At 68.9% G+C, this 19104-nt stretch carries 15 protein-coding genes; 7 read left to right on the top strand and 8 right to left on the bottom strand.

The window, feature by feature from the left end; all coding sequences use genetic code 11:
• Positions 1-21: 21 nt before the first annotated feature.
• Both CEJ42_RS18885 and CEJ42_RS18880 read right to left on the bottom strand, forming a co-directional pair.
• Positions 22-2034 carry a hydantoinase B/oxoprolinase family protein gene (locus CEJ42_RS18885; protein ID WP_088752135.1) on the bottom strand — a complete coding sequence of 671 codons (2013 nt, stop codon included), beginning with the start codon at positions 2032-2034 and terminating at the stop codon, positions 22-24.
• Complete coding sequence (locus CEJ42_RS18880; protein WP_088752134.1) at positions 2031-4163, bottom strand: hydantoinase/oxoprolinase family protein; 2133 nt, start codon at positions 4161-4163, stop codon at positions 2031-2033. The genes CEJ42_RS18885 and CEJ42_RS18880 overlap by 4 nt, the downstream gene beginning before the upstream one ends.
• Before the next feature lie 210 nt (positions 4164-4373).
• Between CEJ42_RS18880 and CEJ42_RS18875 the strand changes: the two genes are divergently transcribed.
• Positions 4374-5876, top strand: a complete 1503-nt coding sequence (locus CEJ42_RS18875; protein WP_088752133.1) for a M81 family metallopeptidase — start codon at positions 4374-4376, stop codon at positions 5874-5876.
• Here the strand turns inward: CEJ42_RS18875 and CEJ42_RS18870 are convergent, their stop codons facing one another.
• The 3 genes from CEJ42_RS18870 to CEJ42_RS18860 all read right to left on the bottom strand — a co-directional run bounded on the left by CEJ42_RS18870 (position 5877) and on the right by CEJ42_RS18860 (position 8934).
• Entirely contained in the window at positions 5877-7487 is a 1611-nt protein-coding gene (locus CEJ42_RS18870) for a rhodanese homology domain-containing protein (protein ID WP_088752132.1), read from the bottom strand.
• On the bottom strand, positions 7484-8176 hold the full coding sequence (locus CEJ42_RS18865; protein WP_079218438.1) for a cysteine dioxygenase family protein: 693 nt from the start codon (positions 8174-8176) through the stop codon (positions 7484-7486). The genes CEJ42_RS18870 and CEJ42_RS18865 overlap by 4 nt, the downstream gene beginning before the upstream one ends.
• A gap of 188 nt (positions 8177-8364) precedes the next feature.
• Entirely contained in the window at positions 8365-8934 is a 570-nt protein-coding gene (locus tag CEJ42_RS18860) for an OsmC family protein (protein WP_088752131.1), read from the bottom strand.
• A gap of 256 nt (positions 8935-9190) precedes the next feature.
• On the opposite strand from CEJ42_RS18860, the gene CEJ42_RS18855 reads away from it, so the two are divergent.
• The 4 genes from CEJ42_RS18855 to CEJ42_RS18840 are packed head-to-tail and all read left to right on the top strand — an operon-like array spanning position 9191 to position 13275.
• Positions 9191-10249: an ABC transporter substrate-binding protein gene (locus CEJ42_RS18855; protein ID WP_088752130.1), complete on the top strand. Its 1059-nt coding sequence runs from the start codon at positions 9191-9193 to the stop codon at positions 10247-10249.
• Positions 10250-10283: 34 nt separating this feature from the next.
• A complete protein-coding gene (locus CEJ42_RS18850; protein WP_088752129.1) occupies positions 10284-11306 on the top strand; it encodes an ABC transporter permease in 1023 nt (340 codons plus the stop codon).
• Positions 11300-12109, top strand: coding sequence for an ABC transporter ATP-binding protein (locus CEJ42_RS18845; protein WP_088752128.1), 810 nt, complete (start codon positions 11300-11302; stop codon positions 12107-12109). The genes CEJ42_RS18850 and CEJ42_RS18845 overlap by 7 nt, the downstream gene beginning before the upstream one ends.
• The gene (locus CEJ42_RS18840; protein ID WP_338064264.1) at positions 12109-13275 is read left to right on the top strand and encodes a c-type cytochrome; all 1167 of its coding nucleotides are present in this window, start codon (positions 12109-12111) and stop codon (positions 13273-13275) included. The genes CEJ42_RS18845 and CEJ42_RS18840 overlap by 1 nt, the downstream gene beginning before the upstream one ends.
• A 30-nt stretch (positions 13276-13305) precedes the next feature.
• Here CEJ42_RS18840 and CEJ42_RS18835 read toward each other — a convergent pair whose 3' ends face one another.
• The gene (locus CEJ42_RS18835) at positions 13306-14070 is read right to left on the bottom strand and encodes a COG4705 family protein (RefSeq protein ID WP_088752127.1); all 765 of its coding nucleotides are present in this window, start codon (positions 14068-14070) and stop codon (positions 13306-13308) included.
• A 683-nt stretch (positions 14071-14753) separates the two neighbouring features.
• Between CEJ42_RS18835 and CEJ42_RS18830 the strand changes: the two genes are divergently transcribed.
• A complete protein-coding gene (locus CEJ42_RS18830; protein ID WP_088752126.1) occupies positions 14754-16304 on the top strand; it encodes a tetratricopeptide repeat protein in 1551 nt (516 codons plus the stop codon).
• 205 nt (positions 16305-16509) lie between these two features.
• Positions 16510-17670: a porin gene (locus CEJ42_RS18825; protein ID WP_088752125.1), complete on the top strand. Its 1161-nt coding sequence runs from the start codon at positions 16510-16512 to the stop codon at positions 17668-17670.
• Between the two features lie 129 nt (positions 17671-17799).
• Here CEJ42_RS18825 and CEJ42_RS18820 read toward each other — a convergent pair whose 3' ends face one another.
• Both CEJ42_RS18820 and CEJ42_RS18815 read right to left on the bottom strand, forming a co-directional pair.
• On the bottom strand, positions 17800-18225 hold the full coding sequence (locus CEJ42_RS18820; protein WP_158522633.1) for a Fur family transcriptional regulator: 426 nt from the start codon (positions 18223-18225) through the stop codon (positions 17800-17802).
• 81 nt (positions 18226-18306) lie between these two features.
• Positions 18307-19101, bottom strand: a complete 795-nt coding sequence (locus CEJ42_RS18815) for an ABC transporter permease (protein ID WP_088752187.1) — start codon at positions 19099-19101, stop codon at positions 18307-18309.
• Positions 19102-19104 lie beyond the last annotated feature (3 nt).

Below are 19104 nucleotides of genomic sequence, written 5' to 3'. Positions count from 1 at the left end.
TCTCGGTGCTTGCAAGCCGACTCAGGCGGCCGGCGCCGCCGAGGCGGTACAGGCCTCGACCTCGCGCGCGAAATGCGCGGCGGCCTGGCGTATCGCGTCCTCATGCGCCAGCGACTGCGGAAAACCTTCCGGCAAGGTCGCCAGCGCGGCGGCGAAGACCTGGCGCCGACGGCGCGGACGGGCCGCCGGCGCCAGCGCGAACAGCGCCGCGTTCAGGCGGTCCAGCTGCTCGGATGGGAAGACCTTGTCCCAGGCCTCGCGCTCGGCGCCGAAGCGGGTGCGCGTCTCGGGCTCCCGGGCGCGCAGCGCGACGGTGGCGGCGTCATCGACGGCCACGCCCGCAGGGCCGCCGGACAGCGCCACGCCGTAATCGCGCCGCGCCGCATCCGGCGACAGCAGGCCGCGCCTGACGTCGGCCAGCACTGCGCCAGGATCCCGTTCGAAGGGATTGCCCCAGCCGCCGCCGCCGGGCGTCTGGATGGCGATCTCGTCACCCGCGGCCACCGGCAGCAGGTCGATCTTGCCCAGCTCGCGCGGCGATTCGCCGGGGCGATGCAGCACCAGCCGCGCCGGCGCGCCGGGACCGCCGCCGTGCGCGCCCCACGGACGAAAGCGCAGGCGCTCCATGCCGCGCGCCAGCACGAAGCTGTCGTCCTGCAGCACGCGGAAGCGGATCTCCTGGCCGTTGCCGCCGCGCCATTGGCCGGCGCCGGCGGAGTCCGCGCGCAGACCGTAGCGCACGATCTCGACCCCGGTCTCGGCTTCCACCGTTTCGACCGGGTTGTTGGACAGGTTGGAAATGCTGCTGTCGCGGCCGTCGGCGCCGTCGCGGCCGCGACGCCCGCCGGTACCGCCGACCATGGGTTCGACGACCTGCACGTTCTGGCCGTGGCCATGGCGCGAAGGCTCGGCCACCACCACCGGAATGATGGTGCCGCCGCTGGCCGCCGGCATGTGCTCGGGCAGCGCCTGGCCGAGCACACCGTTGAGCGCATCGTTGACGCGCACCGCAGCCGCGTGGCGCACGCCCACGGCGGCGCCCGGCAAGGGATTGACGATGCTGCCGGCCGGGGCCACCACCGACACCGGTTTCAGCAGGCCCGCGTTGATCGGCACGCCCTTGTCCAGCGTCGCCACCAGCGCCAGGATGCGCAGCGTCAGCCAGGCATGCGGCAGGCCGTGACTGGGAATGTTGATGGCGGCAGCCACCTGCGGGTCGCTGCCGGTGAAGTCCAGTTCGATGCCGCCGCCCTTCAACGTCACCGCCAGCGCGATACGCACCGGCAGGCCGGCGCCGGCCTCGTCGTCGAGATAGTCGGTGAAGCGGTAGGTGCCTTCCGGAATGCGCGAGAGCACCGCGCGGGCGCGCAGCGCGGCGTATTCCACCAGGTCGCCCTGGGCGTCGAGGAAGGCTTGCCCGCCGTGCTGGGCCAGGGTCTGCGCCACACGCTCGCGGCCCGTGGCCAGCGCGCCCAGCATGGCCTTCAGGTCACCCATGTTGGCATCGGGCGTGCGGCTGTTGGCGCGAAACAGCAGCGCCACGTCCTCGTTCATCCGCCCGGCGCGCATGATCTTCACCGGCGGGATCTGCAGGCCTTCCTGGAAGATCTCGTGATTGGTCGGCGAGATGCTGCTGGGCACCTTGCCGCCGACGTCGGAAGCATGCAGGAAGCCCCAGCCGTAGGCGACGATGCGGCCTTCGTGGAAATACGGCTCGATCACCTGCAGGTCGGGCAGGTGGGTGGCCAGGCCACGCGAGCGGTAGGGATCGTTGGTCAGGATCACGTCGCCCGGCTCCAGCGCGCCGACCGCCTCGATGGCGGCGGTGCAATCCAGTCCGACGAAACCGGACACCCCCAGCGCGCGCGGATAGGCGAAGAACTTGCCGTCCAGGCCGGCCAGCGCGCAGCAGAAGTCGGCGGTCTCCTTCACGTACAGGGTGCGCCCGGTGCGTTGCAGCGTCAGGCACATCTCCTCGGCCACCGAGGTCAGCTTGTTGCCGAGGATTTCTATGCTTACCGGATCGAGTTTCATGCGTATACTCCCTGTGCTGCATTGTCTTGCGCGCCCACCGGCTTCAGGTGCAGATTGCCGTGGCGATCGGTGCGGCCCTGCCAACCGGGCAGCACCAGCACCGTGGTGTCTTCCTGCTCGATGATCGCCGGCCCTTGCAACAGGTCGCCGGCGCCGAGGTCTTCACGGCCGTAGACACCGGCCTCGTGCCAGCCGCCGAGCAGGAACACGCGCCGTCGCGCACGCGGCGCCGGCGAACCGGAGCCGGCCTCGCGTTGGGCGCCGCCGGCCTTGGCCAGGCGGCCGACGATGGCCAGGCGGATGGTCGAGACCTCCACCGGCGCGCCCTCGTCGCGAAAACCGTAGAGGCGTTCGTGCTCGCTGTGGAAGGCTTCGGTCAGCACCTGCGCATCCAGCGGCGACGGCAGGGGTTCGGGCAAGGCCACGCTGAGCTCATAGGCCTGGCCGGCATAGCGCATGTCCAGCGCATGGCGCAGCTCGGTGGCGCCGCCCGCCTCTGCGCCCATATGCATGCCCTGTTGGTCCAGCCACTCCTGCGCCTGCGCCGCCAGCGCGCTCCAGATCGCCGCCACGTCGGCCGCGCTGCGCTCGTCGATGGCCACGCGCAGGCTGCGCACGAAATCGCGCCGCAGGTCCGAGGTGGCCGCGCCCAGCGCGCAGAAGGTGCCGGGTTTCTGCGGCACCAGCACGTGCGCGAGGCCCGCCTCTTCGGCCAGCCAGTTGGCGTGGGTCGGACCGGCGCCGCCGAACGGCACCAGGGCGAACTCGGTCGGATCCAGACCGCGCTGGGCCAGGCTCTTGCGCAGCTCGGAGGCCATCTGCGCGGTGGCGATGGCCAGTGCACCGGAGGCGGCGCGGATGGCCGCGTCGGGATTGTTGTCGCCCAGCGCGGCGGCGACCTTGTCCAGCGCCTTGATGGCGCGCTCGGGATAAAGCTTCATGGCGCCGCCGACGAAGGCGTCGGCGTCCAGCACGCCGGTGGCGAGGTAGCAGTCGGTGACGGTGGCATCGTCGCCGCCGCGGCCGTAGCAGGCCGGGCCGGGATCGGCACCGGCGCTTTCCGGGCCGACCTTGAGCACGCCGTGTTCGTCCACGCGGATGCGCGAGCCGCCGCCGGCGCCGATGGCCGACACCCCCACCACCGGCAGCACCAGCGGCAGGCCGCCGATCTCGGTACGTGTGACCATCTCGGCCTGACCGTGCTGGGAGACGGCGATATCGCTGCTGGTGCCGCCCATGTCGAAGGTGACGATGCGCGGCGTGTGCGATTCGTCGGCCAGGCGGGCTGCGGCCACGACCCCGGAGGCCGGACCCGACAGCACGGTATCGATGGGACGCGCCAGCGCTCCCTGCAGCGACAGCGAACCGCCGTTGGAGGCGGTCACGAGGATGGGTGCGGATATGCCCAGCTCGCCCACCAGTTGCGCCAGGCGCTCGAAATAGCGGCGCATCAGCGGCTGGATATAGGCGTTCAGGGTGGCCACCACGGTGCGTTCGTATTCGCGGATCTCCGGCCAGGTCTGCGCCGCCGACAGCACCGCGACGTCGCGCGTATGCTCCGGCAAGGCGGCCTGCAGCGCGGCGGCCAGTTCGGCCTCGCGCTCGGGCTGGAGAAATCCGTTGATCAGCATCAGCACGGCGGCGTCGCACTCCAGCCGGCCGATGCCTTCGGCCACGCGGGCGATCTCGTCGGCGGCGGGCCAGCGCGTGGCCTCGCCGTCGCGGTTGAAGCGCGCGCCGATCTCCAGCACGCGCTCGCGCGGCAGGAACGGTTCTTCGCGGGTGGCGTGGAAGTCGAAGGAAGACGGCATGCGCGCGCGGCCGATCTCCAGCACGTCGCGGAAGCCCTCGCTGGCAATCAGCGCCACCCGCGCGCCGCGGCGCTGGATGATGGCGTTCAGGCCGATGGTGGTCCCGTGCAGCAGCACGCCGACGTCGGCCGGGGAAAGCCCCTGCCGCGCGATCAGCGCGGCCAGTCCGTCGCGCACCGCCAGCGCCGGATCGGCGGGCGTGCTGGGTTGCTTGTGGTAAGCCAGGCGCTTGTGGCCGGCATCATAGAGGACGAAATCGGTAAAGGTGCCGCCGACGTCAATGCCGACGCGCACCCCGGTCGCTGAATCGGGATTCACTGCTACTCCGGAAGGTGATGCCTGCCCGGATCCGTCACCAAGAAACACAGGTCGCCGGACGGGCAAAGTGCAAGAGTTTAGGTTCTCGGAACTGCAAGGGAAAATCAGATTTCCAACTAAGCTTATGCGACTTTCGAGTTTTGCGTTTCGTTCCTCAAATTGTTAACGTGGGAAAGATTCCACGCCTCCTTGTCACCAGGACAACATCGCATGCGCATTGCCATCGGCGGTTTCCAGCATGAAACCAACACCTTCAGCCAGGTCCCCACGCGCTGGGAACACCTGGTCGCGGCCGACACCTGGCCGGGATTGCTGCAAGGCCCCGCCCTGCTGCAGACCATGTCCCCGGCGGCGGGAAAGCCGCCGCGCAATATTCCCATCGCCGGCTTCATCGATGCCGCCAACAGGCAGGGCGGCGTACAGCTGCTGCCGCTGGCCTGGGCCGCGGCCGGCCCCTCGGGACGGGTCACGCGCGACGCCTTCGAGCGCATGTGCGCACTGCTGCTGGATGCCCTCGCGCAGGCCAGGCCCGACGCCGTCTACCTCGACCTGCACGGCGCGATGGCGGCCGAACACGTCGACGACGCCGACGGCGAGATCCTGCGCCGCGTGCGCGCGGCGATAGGCCCGCAGGTACCGCTGGCGGCCAGCCTCGACCTGCACGCCAACGTCTCGCCGCAGATGCTGGAACAGGCCGACCTGCTGCTGTCCTATCGCACCTATCCGCATGTGGACATGGCCGCCACCGGTGCGCGCGTCTTTGCCCAACTGATGCGCCTGGCCGGCGACGCGCGTCGTCCGCTGGCGGCATGGCGGCGCATTCCCTTTCTCATTCCCATGTGCTGGCAATGCACCGACCTCGAACCGGCGCGCTCGCTGCAACACCTGACGCAGGTACTGGAAGACGACGACGGGGTTCTGGCCAATTTCACGATGGGGTTTCCCGCCGCCGACGTCGCCGAATGCGGCCCGTCGGTCTGGGCCTACGCCGGGGATGCAACGACGGCGGACGCAGCCGCACAACGCCTGCTGCAGGCGGTGCTGGACGCCGAAGCGCGCTTCGGCGGCGAGCTGTTCGATGCGCGCGGCGCGGTCGAACGAGCGCTGCAGACCGTAGCCGGGCGCGGCGGCCCGGTGGTGATCGCCGACGCCCAGGACAACCCCGGCGCCGGCGGCAGCGCCGACACCACGGGCCTGCTGCGCGAACTGGTGAAAGCCGATGCCAATGCGGCGCTGGGCCTGCTGGTCGATCCGCAGGCGGCGGCCGCCGCGCATGCCGCAGGCGCCGGCGCTGAACTGCGGCTGGCCCTGGGCGGCCGCTCCGGCATCGCCGGCGACGCGCCGTTTAGCGTGCAGGCGCGCGTGGAAGTCTTGCACGACGGCATGGTGGATGCGACCGGCAGCGTGTTCCAGGGCTATCGCCTGACGCTGGGGCCGAGCGCGCTGCTGGCCATCGGCCGCGTGAAGGTGATCGTGGTGTCGCAGCCGGTGCAACTGCTGGACCTGGCCTTGCTGCGCTTCATCGGCCTGGAACCGGAGCGGCTGGACATCATCGCGCTCAAGAGCACGGTGCATTTCCGCACCGACTTTGCCCCCGTGGCCAGCGAGATTTTGGTGTGCGCCGCGCCCGGCGCGTTCCCGCTCGACCCGGCGCAACTGGACTGGCGCAGGCTGCCGCCGGAGATCCGCCGGCGCCCGCTTGCCTCTTCCTGATCAGATCACGAAGAACCCATGGGTGCCGTCGCGCCCCAACTGCTCGACCAGCCCGAACTCCCAATCGAGATAGGCCTGCATGGCGCTGGCGGCGTTGCCGGTGCCCTCGTAGGGGCGGCGATAGCGGTCGATGCGCGGCGACAGCAGGTGCTCCTCGCCCTCGGCCACCGGGTAGCCTGCGGCTTCCCAGGCGGTATTGCCGCCTTCGAGCAGGTACACCGGCTGCGCCACCAGCGCCTGCAGATCGGCCACGGCGAACTGCGCCAGCAGCGAGCTGCCGCAGGTGACCACGAAGCGCGAGGCGGACGGGAACTTGCGCGCGGCCTGCTCGATCTGCGAACGCAGCACGAACCAGGCGCCGGGAACATGCCGCGCCACATGGCGCGCGCTCAGCGCAAAGTCCAGCACCACGGTGTCGTTGCCGGCGTCCAGCCAGGCCTTGAGCTGTTGCGCGCTGATGCGCTGCTGCGGCGACACCGCGGCGTCCGGAACCGGGCGCGGCGCATCGCCCTTCACCGACAGGTGCGCGTCCTCGACGCCGTCCACCACGTACACGTCCCACGCCATCTGCGCCAGCCATGAGGCGGTCATGTCGGCGCGCACGCCGTCGTCGTCGGCCAGCACGATGCGCGCGCCGCGCACCGGCGCGTTCATCTCGGTCTCCTGCACCAGCTGCCCGCCGGGCGCGGAGAAGAACCCGGGCAAGTGGCCGGCGCGATACTCCTCCGGCGTGCGCACGTCGAAGCGATACAGGGTGCGGCCGGGCTGTTCCAGTTCGCCGATGCGCTCCAGCGCGACGCGCCTGACGCCGGCGCGGTCGGCCACCGAGCGCGCCTGGCGCCGTGCTTCTTCCTTTTGCGCGGTCCCCAGCGCATCCGGGAAGCGGCGCTGCTGGCCGTGTTCCAGCTGCTGCCCGGCCAGCGTCCAGCCTATGGTGCCGTTGCGCAGCGCATGCACCTGGTTGGGAATGCCGGCATTGACCAGCGACTGCGTGCCGATGATGCTGCGCGTGCGGCCGGCGCAGTTGACGATCACGCGCGTGGCCGGATCCGGCGCCAGCGCGCGCACCCGCAGCACCAGCTCGGCGCCGGGCACACTGACCGAGCCGGGGATGTTCATGTTCTGGTATTCGTCGAAGCGGCGCGCGTCGACTACCACCACGTCTTCTTTCGCGTCCAGCAGCGCCTTGACCTCCTGGGCCGACAGCGAGGGCGTATGGCGTTTGGCCTCGACCAGTTCGCCGAAGGCCTTGCTGGGCACGTTGACGTCCTGGAACAGCTCGCCGCCGGCCTCGCGCCAGCCGCGCACGCCGCCGGCAAACACGCCCACCTGGGTATAGCCGAGCGCGCGCAGGCGCAGGGCTGCGCGCACGGCCAGGCCTTCGCCGTCATCCAGCGTGACGATGCGGGTATCGCGCCGCGGCAGGCGGGTGTAGGCGTTCAGCTCCAGGTGCGAGAACGGGAAGTTGGCGGCGAACAGCGGATGCGACTCGGCATGCGGCGCCTCTTCGCGCACGTCCAGCAGGGCGATTTCTTCGCGCGCCAGCAGCGCGGCGCGCACTTCGGGATAGGAGACGACGGGGATGGAAGGATGCTGTTGGGCGATGGTCATTGCTGTTCTGCGGAAAGGTCCCAGATGTTGGGCAGGGTGGAATTCGAATAGCCGGAAATGAACAGCTTGCGCTGGCCGTCCGGCTGGTAGACCGAGCGCCGCACCGCGCCGATGTTGGCGCCGTAGACGTGGATGCTGATGGAGACGCGGTCGTCGTAGGCGTTGCTGACCTGGTGCACGTCGTGCAGCTCTGCGCTGTTGGGCGAGACCGCTTCCACCGCGCCCGGCTTGAGCAGTACCGGCGCCCCGCTCTGTTCCAGCGCGCCGCCGGCCAGGACATACGACTGCGCGTGCTCGGCGCCGCGCAGCATGCCGATCAGGCCCCACACGGTATGGTCGTGCACCGGCGTGCGCTGGCCCGGCCCCCAGACGAAACTGACGATGGAAAAGCGCTGCGCCGAGTCGGCATGCAGCAGGTATTGGCGATAGCGCTGCGGATCGGGCTGGGCGAACTCGTCGGGCAGCCAGTCGTCATGCGCCACCAGCTGGCGCAGCAGGTCGCCGCCGACGTAGAGGATGGTCTCCTCGACCGGCGCGGTGGAGAGCAGGTCGGCGAAATCGGTGATGAAGGAACGCAGGCGCCAGAGGTTCTTGCCGTTGACAGGCGACGGCTGCTGCCCCGGCTGCGCACGCAAGGCCGGCGCCGCGGCGGCAATGGTTCCGGGTGTCGCAATATTGAGCACGCTCATGTCCCGCTCCCTTTCATGTTCTTTGGTGTGGTCGGTCTGCGCCGGCTCAGACGCAAACTATAAGCAATTTCCGGCTTGCCTGCCGGGCGCGCCGGAAAGCCCCTCAAACGCGCCCGGCCGGCCACCCCGGGGAAGCGGCCGGCCGGAGCGCAAATGCGTCAGTTCACAGGTGCGCAGCTACGCCCGGTTCAGGCGATGGCGTTTTCCGCGCCGGCCTGCGTCTCCGACGCGGCGGTGCGGCTGTGCCGGATCTCGGCGCGGATGGTCTGCGGGTTCTTCAGCAGGTTGAGGATGGGGCAGCTGGCTTCCACCGCCTCAAAGAGCGCCTTGACGTCCTCGTCGGAGGCCGGCGACTCCAGGTGCACCACGTAGCCGATGTCGTGCGGCCAGATGGGAATGCCCTCATGGCCGGGGCGGCCGCCGCGCGGGTCGATCTTGCCGCTCACTTCCACTTCCAGCGAATCCACCGGCACCTGGCGGTGCGCGGCCTGGATCAGGAAGATATGGGTCACGCAGGAACCCAGCACGCCCAGCTGCAGCTCCGGCGAACTCGGCCCGAGGTTGTAGCCGGCGAAATCCGGCGGGCTGTCGCTGATCACCTGGTGATCGCGGATGCGGATGCGGCGCACGCCGCTGCGGCCCTCGGCCGACACGCGCGCAGCCAGCGCATTGGGGCCGGCGTTGCCGGCTTCGATCAGCGCCTCGCGCGCCAGCACGGCGCTGCGCTTCTCGCTCAGGTAATGGTTCACTGATGTCATGGCGTCCTCGTCTTGTTGGGTTGGGCGACGCACAGTGTCCCGCCGCGCCGGGAACGCCCGCAACGAAGCAATGCGCATATCGATATGCGCCCGGGCCGCGCGCCCCATCTGCGCAAACGGCATATCGACATGCGCCGCCGGGCGCATATGGATGCGCATTCTTATTCTTTTGCGCGCGCCGGCGCTTGCTCCATATTTCTCCATCTGCGGCATTTCGCCGCACCCTTTTCCTTTCCAGCAACGGAGCCACGAGCACATGAAAAAAGACCTCCTCCTGCCTGAACACCAGCAATCGCAGCCCCACCCCCAACCATCCTCCTGGTCGCGCCGCGATGTGCTGCGCGCCGGCGGAGCCGCCGCGCTGGCCGGGATCGGGGGATCCCTGGCCGCCGGCAGCGCCTGGTCGGCCGGCGCGCCGCACAAGCTGACCTTCGCCTGGAGCGCGGTGGCGTTCTGCCTCTCGCCGGTAGTGGTGGCGCAGGAAAAAGGCATCTTCGAAAAGAACGGCCTGCAGGTCGAGCTGCTCAACTGGGGCGGCTCGACCGACCAGTTGCTGGAGGCGCTGGCCACCGGCAAGGCCGATGTCGGCGTGGGCCTGATCCATCGCTGGCTCAAGCCGCTGGAGTCCGGCTTCGACGTCAAGGTGATCGGCGCCGCGCACGGCGGCTGCCTGCGCATGGTGGGCGTCAAGAACGCCGGCGTGACCGACTGGAAGCAGCTCAAGGGCAAGACCATCGGCGTGTCCGACCTGAACAGCCCGGCCAAGAACTTCTTCGCCATCCACCTGGCCAAGCGCGGCGTGAACGTCGACAAGGACGTGGAATGGCGCGTCTACCCGGCCGACCTGCTGGACGTGGCGGTGAAGAAGGGCGAGATCCAGGCCATCGCCGACGGCGACCCCAACGTCTACCTGATCGAGAAGCGCAACCAGGGCGTGTTCACCGAGATCGGCAACAGCGGCACCGGCGAATACAAGGACAAGATCTGCTGCATCACCGGCGCGCGCGGCGAGTTCGTGCGCAACAACAAGCCGGCCGCAGCCGCCGTGGTGCGCTCCATCATCCAGGCCTCCGAATACGTGGCCGAAAACCCCAACGAAGCCGCCAAGCTATACGCCAAGTATTCGCCCAAGGTGCCGGTGGAAGACCTGCGCGCGCTGCTGACCGACCTGACCTACCACAACCACCCGACCGGCGGCGCGCTGCGTTCCGAGGTCGAATATTTCGCGCGCGACTTCCACACCGCCGGCGTGCTCAAGAAGAGCACCGATCCGGCGCGCTTCGCCAGCCACGTGACGGTGGACGTGCTGGCCTGATCCGCGCCGCATCCGGCGCAACAAGGAGAACGACATGACGACGACAACCGAGAGCCTGCCGCGCCGCGCGCTGCTGGCCGCAACCTCGCCGGCGCCGCGTGCGGCGCTGTGGCGCACCGGCCTGCTGGCGACTGTAGTCTGGCTGGCGCTGGGAGCGCTGGTGCTGAAGTGGCCCAACAAGGAAGTCGGCTTCAGCGACTGGGCCTACACCGACGAGTTCGGCTACGCCGCGCTGGCGGCGGCGGCCCTGCTGGCCGTGCTGTCGCTGGGCGGGCGGCTGACCGAACGCGCCACCGAGCTGCTGCGTCCGGCCGGGCAATGGCTGGTGGTGCTGCCGCTGTTGATCGGCGTGTGGGAAATCCTGACCGCCAAGCTGGGCGTGCTGCCCACGCCCTTCTTCGCGCCGCCGCAAAGCCTGATCGAGGTGTACGCCGAAGACTGGCCGCGCCTGGGCCTGTCCACCGCGCATTCGCTGCGCCTGCTGGCGCACGGCTTTGCCAGCGGCGCGGTGGTCGGGTTCCTGGTCGGCGTGTGGATAGGCTGGTCGCGCATCGCCGGCTACTGGGTGCATCCGGCGCTGCGCTTCCTGGGTCCGGTGCCGGCCTCGGCGCTGCTGCCGCTGGCCTTCTTCTTCGCGCCGTCCAGCTATGCCGCCGCGGTGTTCCTGATCGGCCTGGCGACCTTCTTCCCGGTGGCGGTGCTGACCTGGTCGGGCGTGGCCGCGGTCAACAAGAGCTACTACGACGTGGCGCGCACGCTGGGCGCGTCCGAATCCTTCCTGGTGCTGCGCGTGGCGATACCGGCGGCGCTGCCGCAGGTGTTCGTGGGCCTGTTCATGGGGCTGGGCGCGGCGTTCTCGGTGCTGGTGACGGCCGAGATGATGGGCGTGAAGGCCGGGCTGGGCTGGTACCTGCAATGGTCGCAGGGCTGGGCCGCCTACAGCAACATGTACGCGGCGCTGATCGTGATGGCGGCGCTGTGCTCGGGCCTGATCACGCTGCTGTTCAAGGTGCGCGACCGCGCGCTGTCGTGGCAGAAAGGAACCGTCAAATGGTAAGCGCAACGCAAACCCGGAGCACACCGGAACAGGCGCAGGCCGGCGCGCGCATCGACGTGCGCCAGGTCAGCCACTGGTTCACCCTGCCGGACAAGAAGCAGGGCGTGCTGCAAGTGCTGGACGACATCTCGCTGACGGTGGAGCCGGGCGAATTCGTCGCCCTGCTCGGCCCCAGCGGCTGCGGCAAGTCGACGCTGCTGCGGCTGGTGGCGGGGCTGGAGCCGGCCACCGCCGGCAGCATCGAACAGGACGGCCAGGCCATCGCCAGGCCCGATCCCTCGCGCATCGTGGTGTTCCAGGATCCGACGCTCTATCCCTGGCGCCGCGTGTGGGACAACGTGGCGCTGGGCCTGCAGGCGCGCGGGCTGCTCAAGCAGCACCGGCAGCGCGTGGACGATGCGCTGGAACTGGTCGGGTTGGGCGAGTTCGCGCAGGCTTTCCCGCACCAGCTCTCCGGCGGCATGGCGCAGCGCGTGGCGCTGGCGCGCGCGCTGGTCAACGACCCGCAGCTGCTGGTGCTGGACGAGCCGCTGGGCAAGCTGGATTCGCTCACCCGCCTGACCATGCAGAGCGAGCTGGTGGCCTTGTGGCAGCGCCAGAAGTTCTCGGCGCTGCTGGTGACGCACGATATCGAAGAGGCGCTGTTCCTGGCGCAGCGGGTGATCGTGTTCGGCCAGCGTCCGGCCGCCATCCGCGCCGAGATCAAGGTCGACCTGCCCTACCCGCGCCACCGCGGCGACGCCCGCCTGGCGCAGCTGCGGCATGAGGCGGCGCGCCACCTGGGGCTGGATGAGAGCTGGTAGTGCCCGCCATCGGCATCGACTGGGAGGCGAGCATCGACCTGATGCTGCGCGCCATGCAAGTGACCCAGCAGGCCGGGCTGCAGCTGCTGGCCTGGCTGCACCTGGCCGGCGAGGTCGACGGCCAGCCCGCCTGGCCTTTCGCGCTGCGCTTGTCGGGCGAGGTCATGCTGATCGACCGCAGCGTGGCGCGCGCCCTGCTGGCGGCGCTGGGCTATACGGCGGCGGCCCTGCTGCTGGCCTTGCTGGCCCTGCTGTGGCGACGGGCGCGGGTGCCGTTGTTTGCGCTGGCGGCGGCATTGCTGCTGCTCACGCCCTGGCCTGACGCCGGCCTGGTCACCGCGCCGGCGCATCCCACCAGTTTCCATGTCTCGCCCGCGGCCTTCTCCGCCGCCTCCATCGTGCGCGGCGAACGGATCTACCAGCGACAATGCATCGCCTGCCACGGCGCCGACGGCAAGGGCAACACGCCGCAGGCGCTGGCATTGCCGGTCGCGCCGCCCAATCTCTCCAGCGGTCTGCTGTGGCGTCGCCAGGACGGCGACATCTACTGGAGCCTGCGCCACGGCAAGGGTGGCATGCCGGCCTTCGCCGACAAGCTCGACGTGGCCGACAGCTGGGCCCTGATCGATTACATGAAGGCCAACGCCGCCGGCGTAGGCATCGCCGACACCGGAACATGGCCGCGCCCGGTGGCGCTGCCGGACATGCCGCTGGCCTGCCTGCACTCGGGCGCCGCCCACACCGGCCAGTGGCGCGGGCAACGCGTACGGCTGGTGGTGGGCCAGGACGGCCCCGGCCAGGGCGAAGATCCGCGCCTGCAAAGCGTGTTGCTGGGTGCACCGGCCGGCGAGGCGGTCGGCGCCATCGATTGCGCCAGCACCAACGCCGACAGCCTGCGCGCCATCGCCATCATCACCGGCACCGCGCCGGACAAGCTGGCCGGCACCGAACTGCTGGCCGACCGCGACGGCTGGCTGCGCGCCCGCAGCAGCGGCGGCGCATGGTCGCAGGCGGACATGCTGTGCCGCTCGCCGCTGACCTCCGGCGCCGCGGCTGCCGATTCGACAGCAGCGCCGAGCGCCCCCGATGCGGGCGGACTCGGATCGCTGATCGCCGCCATGGACGCCGATCCGGTGCGCTTCATCAAGGGCGGTTTCGTGCACTGAACGTGAACGCCGCACCGCGCATTGCGCCGTTCAGCGGCGATGCCTGATCGCGCTGCCGGCAACGAACAGCACGATCACGACCAGGAAGATCACGCTCGTGACCGTGGTCCCAAGCCCCAGTCCGCCGGCATCCCTGGCCTGGGCCATGCCGTCCCCGATCGACGCGCCCAGCGGCCGCGTCAGGACATAGGCGATCCAGAAGCACAGCACCGGCGGGCTATCCAGCACGTAATAGATGAAGGCGACGGCGGCGATTGCCGTGCCGAACAGGATCGCCGACGCCCCGTAGCCCAGCTGCAGCCCTTCCGAAAACCAGTCGCCGGCGGCGGTACCCAGGGCGAATGTCGCGAGAATGGCGAGCCAGTAGAAACCCTCGCGCGCCGGCGTATCGACATGGTGAATCGACAGCGTCTTCTCCCTGGCGTACCACACTGAAAACACCGCCAGCAGCAGCACGAGGAAGGCCGACGTCGACCACGCCAGGGGAACCCCGAGGACATCGGTGAGGTTGTCCGTGATCAGCGTGCCGAAGACGCTGATCAGCAGCACCGTCGTCCAGTAGCGCACCGGATGGTAGCTGCGGGCCGACATCTGCACGAAGAGCGCGACGAAGAACAGCACGCCCACCACCGCCGACGTCCCCGCCAGGCCGAAGCCCAGGTCGGCGTTCAGAAAATCTGCGGCGGTCTCGCCGACGGTGGTGGACATCATCTTGATGAGCCAGAACGCCAGCGTCGCCTCCGGCACCTTGTTGCCCCACGCGGCGATGCCCGCCCCGCTGTCTTTGGTCTTCATGCTGCCTCCTCGATGTGAAATGGTCTTCACCGGCCAGCATGGAAGCGCCGACTTAGCGCAGCCTTAGCCCGCCACATCCTCCTCCGAAATCCCGGCCAACCGACCTGCGGCGCAGGCCGCGAAGGGGCGCCCATAGCCGGCGCAGCGGGGCATTGACCGGATACTTAGGACATCCTTAGCCGATCACATGCTGTTGCGAAATCGCGTCGGAAAAGCACGCGACGCGCGAGGGATTTCGCCGCGAAAAAGACAGGAAACGGGCTTTTGTGAACAGAAGTTAATGCGCCCATCCGCCCATGACCAGGCGCGGTGAAATGCAAACGCGCGCCGCATGCCATGCCACCTCATCCATCGCCGAAGCTTCTGTTCCGGCCCTGAATTCCGCCCTCTTGCGGGCGCGTTTTTCAGGCCCGCCGATGAACAAGATTTAATTATTCCGAGCGCCCTGCGCGCCATCCGCGACTCCTAACATCAGCCTCCGTTGCAGCACCTTTGGCCACGCTGCTGGCCGATTTCCCCGGCGGTCTGCCTCCATGCAAAGAGCGCGGCTCCCCTGCCCCTCTCCGCCATCGCTTCACATCGGAGATCCAATGAACCGAACCAGATCTGAGCTTCCCGTTCCTGTCGCCGCCTGCTGCGCGGCGTCCATGCTTGCCACCTGCGCCGGCGCGGAGGACGCATAGATGGCCACGCGCAACAACCTCCCCATCATCCGCGCGGCGCGCACCGGCGCGGCGACCGCGCAGCTTGCGCTGGGCACCCGTTACTTCTTCGGCAAGAGCGGCCTGCCCCAAAGCCCGGGCACCGCCTTCTACTGGCTCGAGCGCGCCGCGCGCCAGGGACTGGAAGACGCGTTCCTGATGATCGGCGAACATGTCCCCTACGACATCGTGACGACCATGTCGCGTCCCCATGAGGCCGCGCCCTGGTATGAAAAGGCTTTCGACGCCGGCGTTCTCGGCGCCGGGCTGACCTTCGCGCGGCTGGTCCTCGACAACCCGCGGCACTTCGACGCCGCCGCCAGGCGCAAGGCGGTGGCGGCGCTGCGCGATCTGGCGGAGCGGGACAACCACGACGCGCAGTGGATGCTGGCCCAGCACCTGAACAACATGGCCGGGCCGCACGACCATCCGGCAGCCGGCGACGGCCCTGCGGATCTGCCGGCCGGCCAGGTGCTGCTGCAAAAGGCCGCCGATGCCGGGATTGAAGCGGCCCGCTACTCCCTGCTCGAGCAGGCCTGGGACAGTGCGGACGGCGACGCCTACCTGGCCGGCGCGGCGCCGCTGGCCGAGGCCTTGCTGCAACGGCACCGCGGCGCCTTGGGGCTGGCGTGCAACGAGCCGCAGCAGGCCGCGGCGCTCACCCTTGAACCGCACGAGATCGGCCTGCTCCTGCGGCTGGCTCAGGTCCTGCAGCGCCACGGCCCCTCGTCGCCGGTGCGCTCGCGCAAGCTGCTGGAGCTGGCGGCCGTGGCCGGCAGCGGCCAGGCCCGCTATCAGCTGGGCCTGCTGCATGCCTGCATAGACGAAGATGGTCGCCGCACCTTCCCGCTCTACGGCACCGCCAGCTACAAGAAGGCCGTGGCCTGGCTCCTGCTGTCGGCCAACGGCGGCCACGCTCCCGCCTGGCATGCGCTGTCGCATATCTATGCGCGTTCCGAGTTCTCCCATCGCGACTTGCCGACCTCCAGGCGCTATCTCGAGCGCGCCGCCGAAATGGGACTGCTCGCCGCCCAGTTCGAACTGGCGAACAATGCCTGGCGCAACCGCCGCGACACGCCGCAAGGCGATATCAGCGCCATCTACTGGTGGCAGCAGGCGGCCAGGCAGGGCCACCCGGGGTCGCGCGAGGCGCTGCAGCAGTTCGCCCCCAGGCTGAACCAGGGCGCCTGGGCCGGCGCGGCGCTGGACAGAATCGCGGCCAAATCGCGCAAGGCCCATCCCTTCCTGTGCACCCGGCTGGAACTGGCGAGCGCCTTCGGCCTGACCAGGCCGGAGGCGCTGCTGCTCGATGTGGGCGGCGCCGATCACGGGCATTGCCTGGAGGTGAACATCGGTCAGCACCATGCGCGCAGCCGGCGCCGCCTGATCGCGATCGACGGTGCGCAACAGCGCTCGCTGATGAACCTTGCCGGCAGGCTGTTCGGCGACGTCGACTGTGGCTACAGCGGGCCGGAAGGAAATTACCGGCAGCGCCAATACAGGCTGGCGACGCTGGTCGGAGAGGGCCGGTGACGGGCCCGCATGTTCGGGAGAAGCCAGCGCGAGAGCCCGTTCTCGCCGCTCAAAAAAAACAACATATGCGCGCCGATCAAAAACGCTTTACCGAAATAGTTTGCGGTATTTACAAATCGGAAGTCATGGCGAAGCGGAACCCTTAATGTTCACCCATCCGACGAAACGTACGGATTCCCAAGACCATTTTTCAGAAGGAAGTCACATGAAAAAATCCATGCTTGCACTGGCTGTTCTCGGCGCTTTCGCGGGTGCCGCCCAGGCACAAAGCAGCGTCACCATCTACGGCATCGTCGACACCGGCGTCGTCTATACCAGCAAGGCGGTCAACGCCACCGGCACCGGAACCGGCAGCAAGTTCGGCATCAACTCGGGCATCATGCAAGGTTCGCGTATCGGCTTCAAGGGCGCGGAAGACCTGGGCGGCGGCCTGAAGGCCGTGTTCAACCTGGAGACCGGCTTCAAGAACGACACCGGCGCGCTGGACGACTCCAAGACCAGCAACACGCTGTTCCGCCGCAAATCGGTGGTCGGCCTGGCCGGCAACTTCGGCACCGTGCTGCTGGGTCGCAATACCGACTACGCGGACGTCATCTCGTCGTACACCTCGGTGGGCGATTTCTTCGGCGTGACCGGCGCGGTGGGCCATAACCTGGACCGCCTGGAAGGCACCCGCACCAACAACGCCATCACCTACACCACCAACAGCATCGCCGGCTTCACCGGCAACCTGATGTACGGCTTCGGCGAGCAGGCCGGCCAGACTTCGGCCGGACAAGCCTTCAACATCGGCGGCAAGTACGACAACGGTCCGCTGGGACTGGGCCTGAACTACTACCAGTCCAAGCAGGGCGCCACTCCCGCCGACACCAGCATCCTGGTCGGCACCACCGGCGCCGGCGACGTGACCCAGTCGGGCAACAGCGCGTTCAAGGTGCTGACCCTGGCGGCCAGCTACCAGTTCGGCGCGGCGCGCGTGTACGGCAACTATTCGCGCGTGAAGCAAGACCTCAACACGGGCTCGCCGACCGCCCTCGCCTCCAAGACCCTGGCCAGCGCCAATAAGGTCGATATCTATGAAATCGGCACCGCCTACTCGCTGACGCCGTCGCTCAAGCTGCTGGGCGCCGTGACCCACAGCCGCGCCGACTTCAACTCGTCCGCCAAGGGCAAGCTGACCCAGATCAGCCTGGGCACGGATTACTTCCTGTCCAAGCGCACCGACCTGTACGCCTTCGTGGCCAACATCCGCGCCTCCGACATGGCCAACTCCGGCGTGTTCGGCGACGCCACCGGCAATGCCGCCATCGGCGGCGCCGACGCCAGCCAGACCGCCGTCGCCGTCGGCATCCGTCACAAGTTCTGACGCTGTGGCTGCGAGTCCTGCCGCGCAGGGCTCGCATGAAAAAAGGCTTGTATGGAGATCCATACAAGCCTTTTTCGTTTGTTGCCGACGTTGCCGGCCGCTGTTTCCCGACGACGTGGTCTGCCGCCCTCAGCCCTTCGCGCAGGCCGGACAGGTGATATGGATCACGATGGCCCGATCCTGCGGCTGCAGCTTGTGCTTCACCGCCAGGCGATTGAGCTCGGCGCGCAATGCCGGCATGCCGACGGTCATGCTGCGACGGCAGGAGACGCAGAACATCTCCGGCTCGGGATCGCGCATCTCGGCGCGGCGCTTTGAAAACAGCAGCCTCACCTCTTGTCCATCCTGGCACCAGCCGCGCTCCACCAGCCCATATCGGCTCAACTCCTTGAGCACCCGGTAGACGGTCGCCAGGCTCACCGAGGCGCCGTCGTTGGCGATCCTCATGTAGATCTGCTCGGCGGTCATCCGCTCATGACCGCCTCCCTCCAGGGCGGACAGCAATTGCATACGCGCGACGGTGGGACGGAGTCCGCGTTGGTTCAGCAGCGACAAGACAGTGTTCATTTCGACGGCAGACAGGTAGATGGTTCCGAGGTGAATCAGGGTTGAACTCAGGGATGGATCAGGGAAAGATCAGGCCCGGATGCGGTCCAGCCGCAGCCGGTGCCGGGCGTCGGTCACCCTCGACGCGGCCAGCATCACGCAGCCATAGGCCGCCAGGCCGCTGGCGCCGGCCAGGATGAACATCAGCAGGATCTGGTACTTGGCGGCCTCCAGGGCATCCATGCCGGCCAGGATCTGGCCCGTCATGATCCCCGGCAAGGTGATGATGCCGGCGGCCGACATCTGGTTGATCACCGGCAGCATGCCGCTTCGGATGGAGGCGATCATCTGCGGCCGGATCGCCTCATGCCTGCTCTCGCCCAGGGCCAGGCGGGCCTCGATCGACGGCGCCGCCAGGCGCACCCCGGAGAGGAAGGCATCCAGCGAAATGCTGGCCGAATTCAAGACGCTGCCGAGCACGATTCCCATCAGCGCAATCGCATAGCGCGGGTCATACCAGGGCGTGGGCCGTATCGCGGTCGTGAGCGCCAGCGCCACCGTCAGGATGGAGGCCGCACTCACCACCGTCAGGCTGATCCGCATGCCGGCCCAGCCGCGCAAGGGATGGCGCGGCCGGCTGGCGACTTCCCTCGCGGCGGCGGCGATCATCGCCAGCACCGCCAATGCGGTCATCAGGGGCGACTGGCTGCCGAGGATCCAGCGCAGCGCCAGGCCGACCAGCAGCAGTTGCGCCGCCATGCGCACCGCGGCCACCGCCAGGGACTTGTGCACCTGCAGGCCGAGCACTACCGAGGCGATGCCGTTGGCCAGCACCAGCACCGCCGACAAGGCCAGGTCCGTGGCCGACAGCGCAAGGGGGGACATGGT

The organism is Herbaspirillum robiniae (assembly GCF_002213415.1).
GTDB classification, from domain to species: domain Bacteria; phylum Pseudomonadota; class Gammaproteobacteria; order Burkholderiales; family Burkholderiaceae_D; genus Herbaspirillum; species Herbaspirillum robiniae.
Note: the sequence above shows the minus strand (reverse complement) of the source record. Positions and strands in the feature narration are given on the sequence as shown.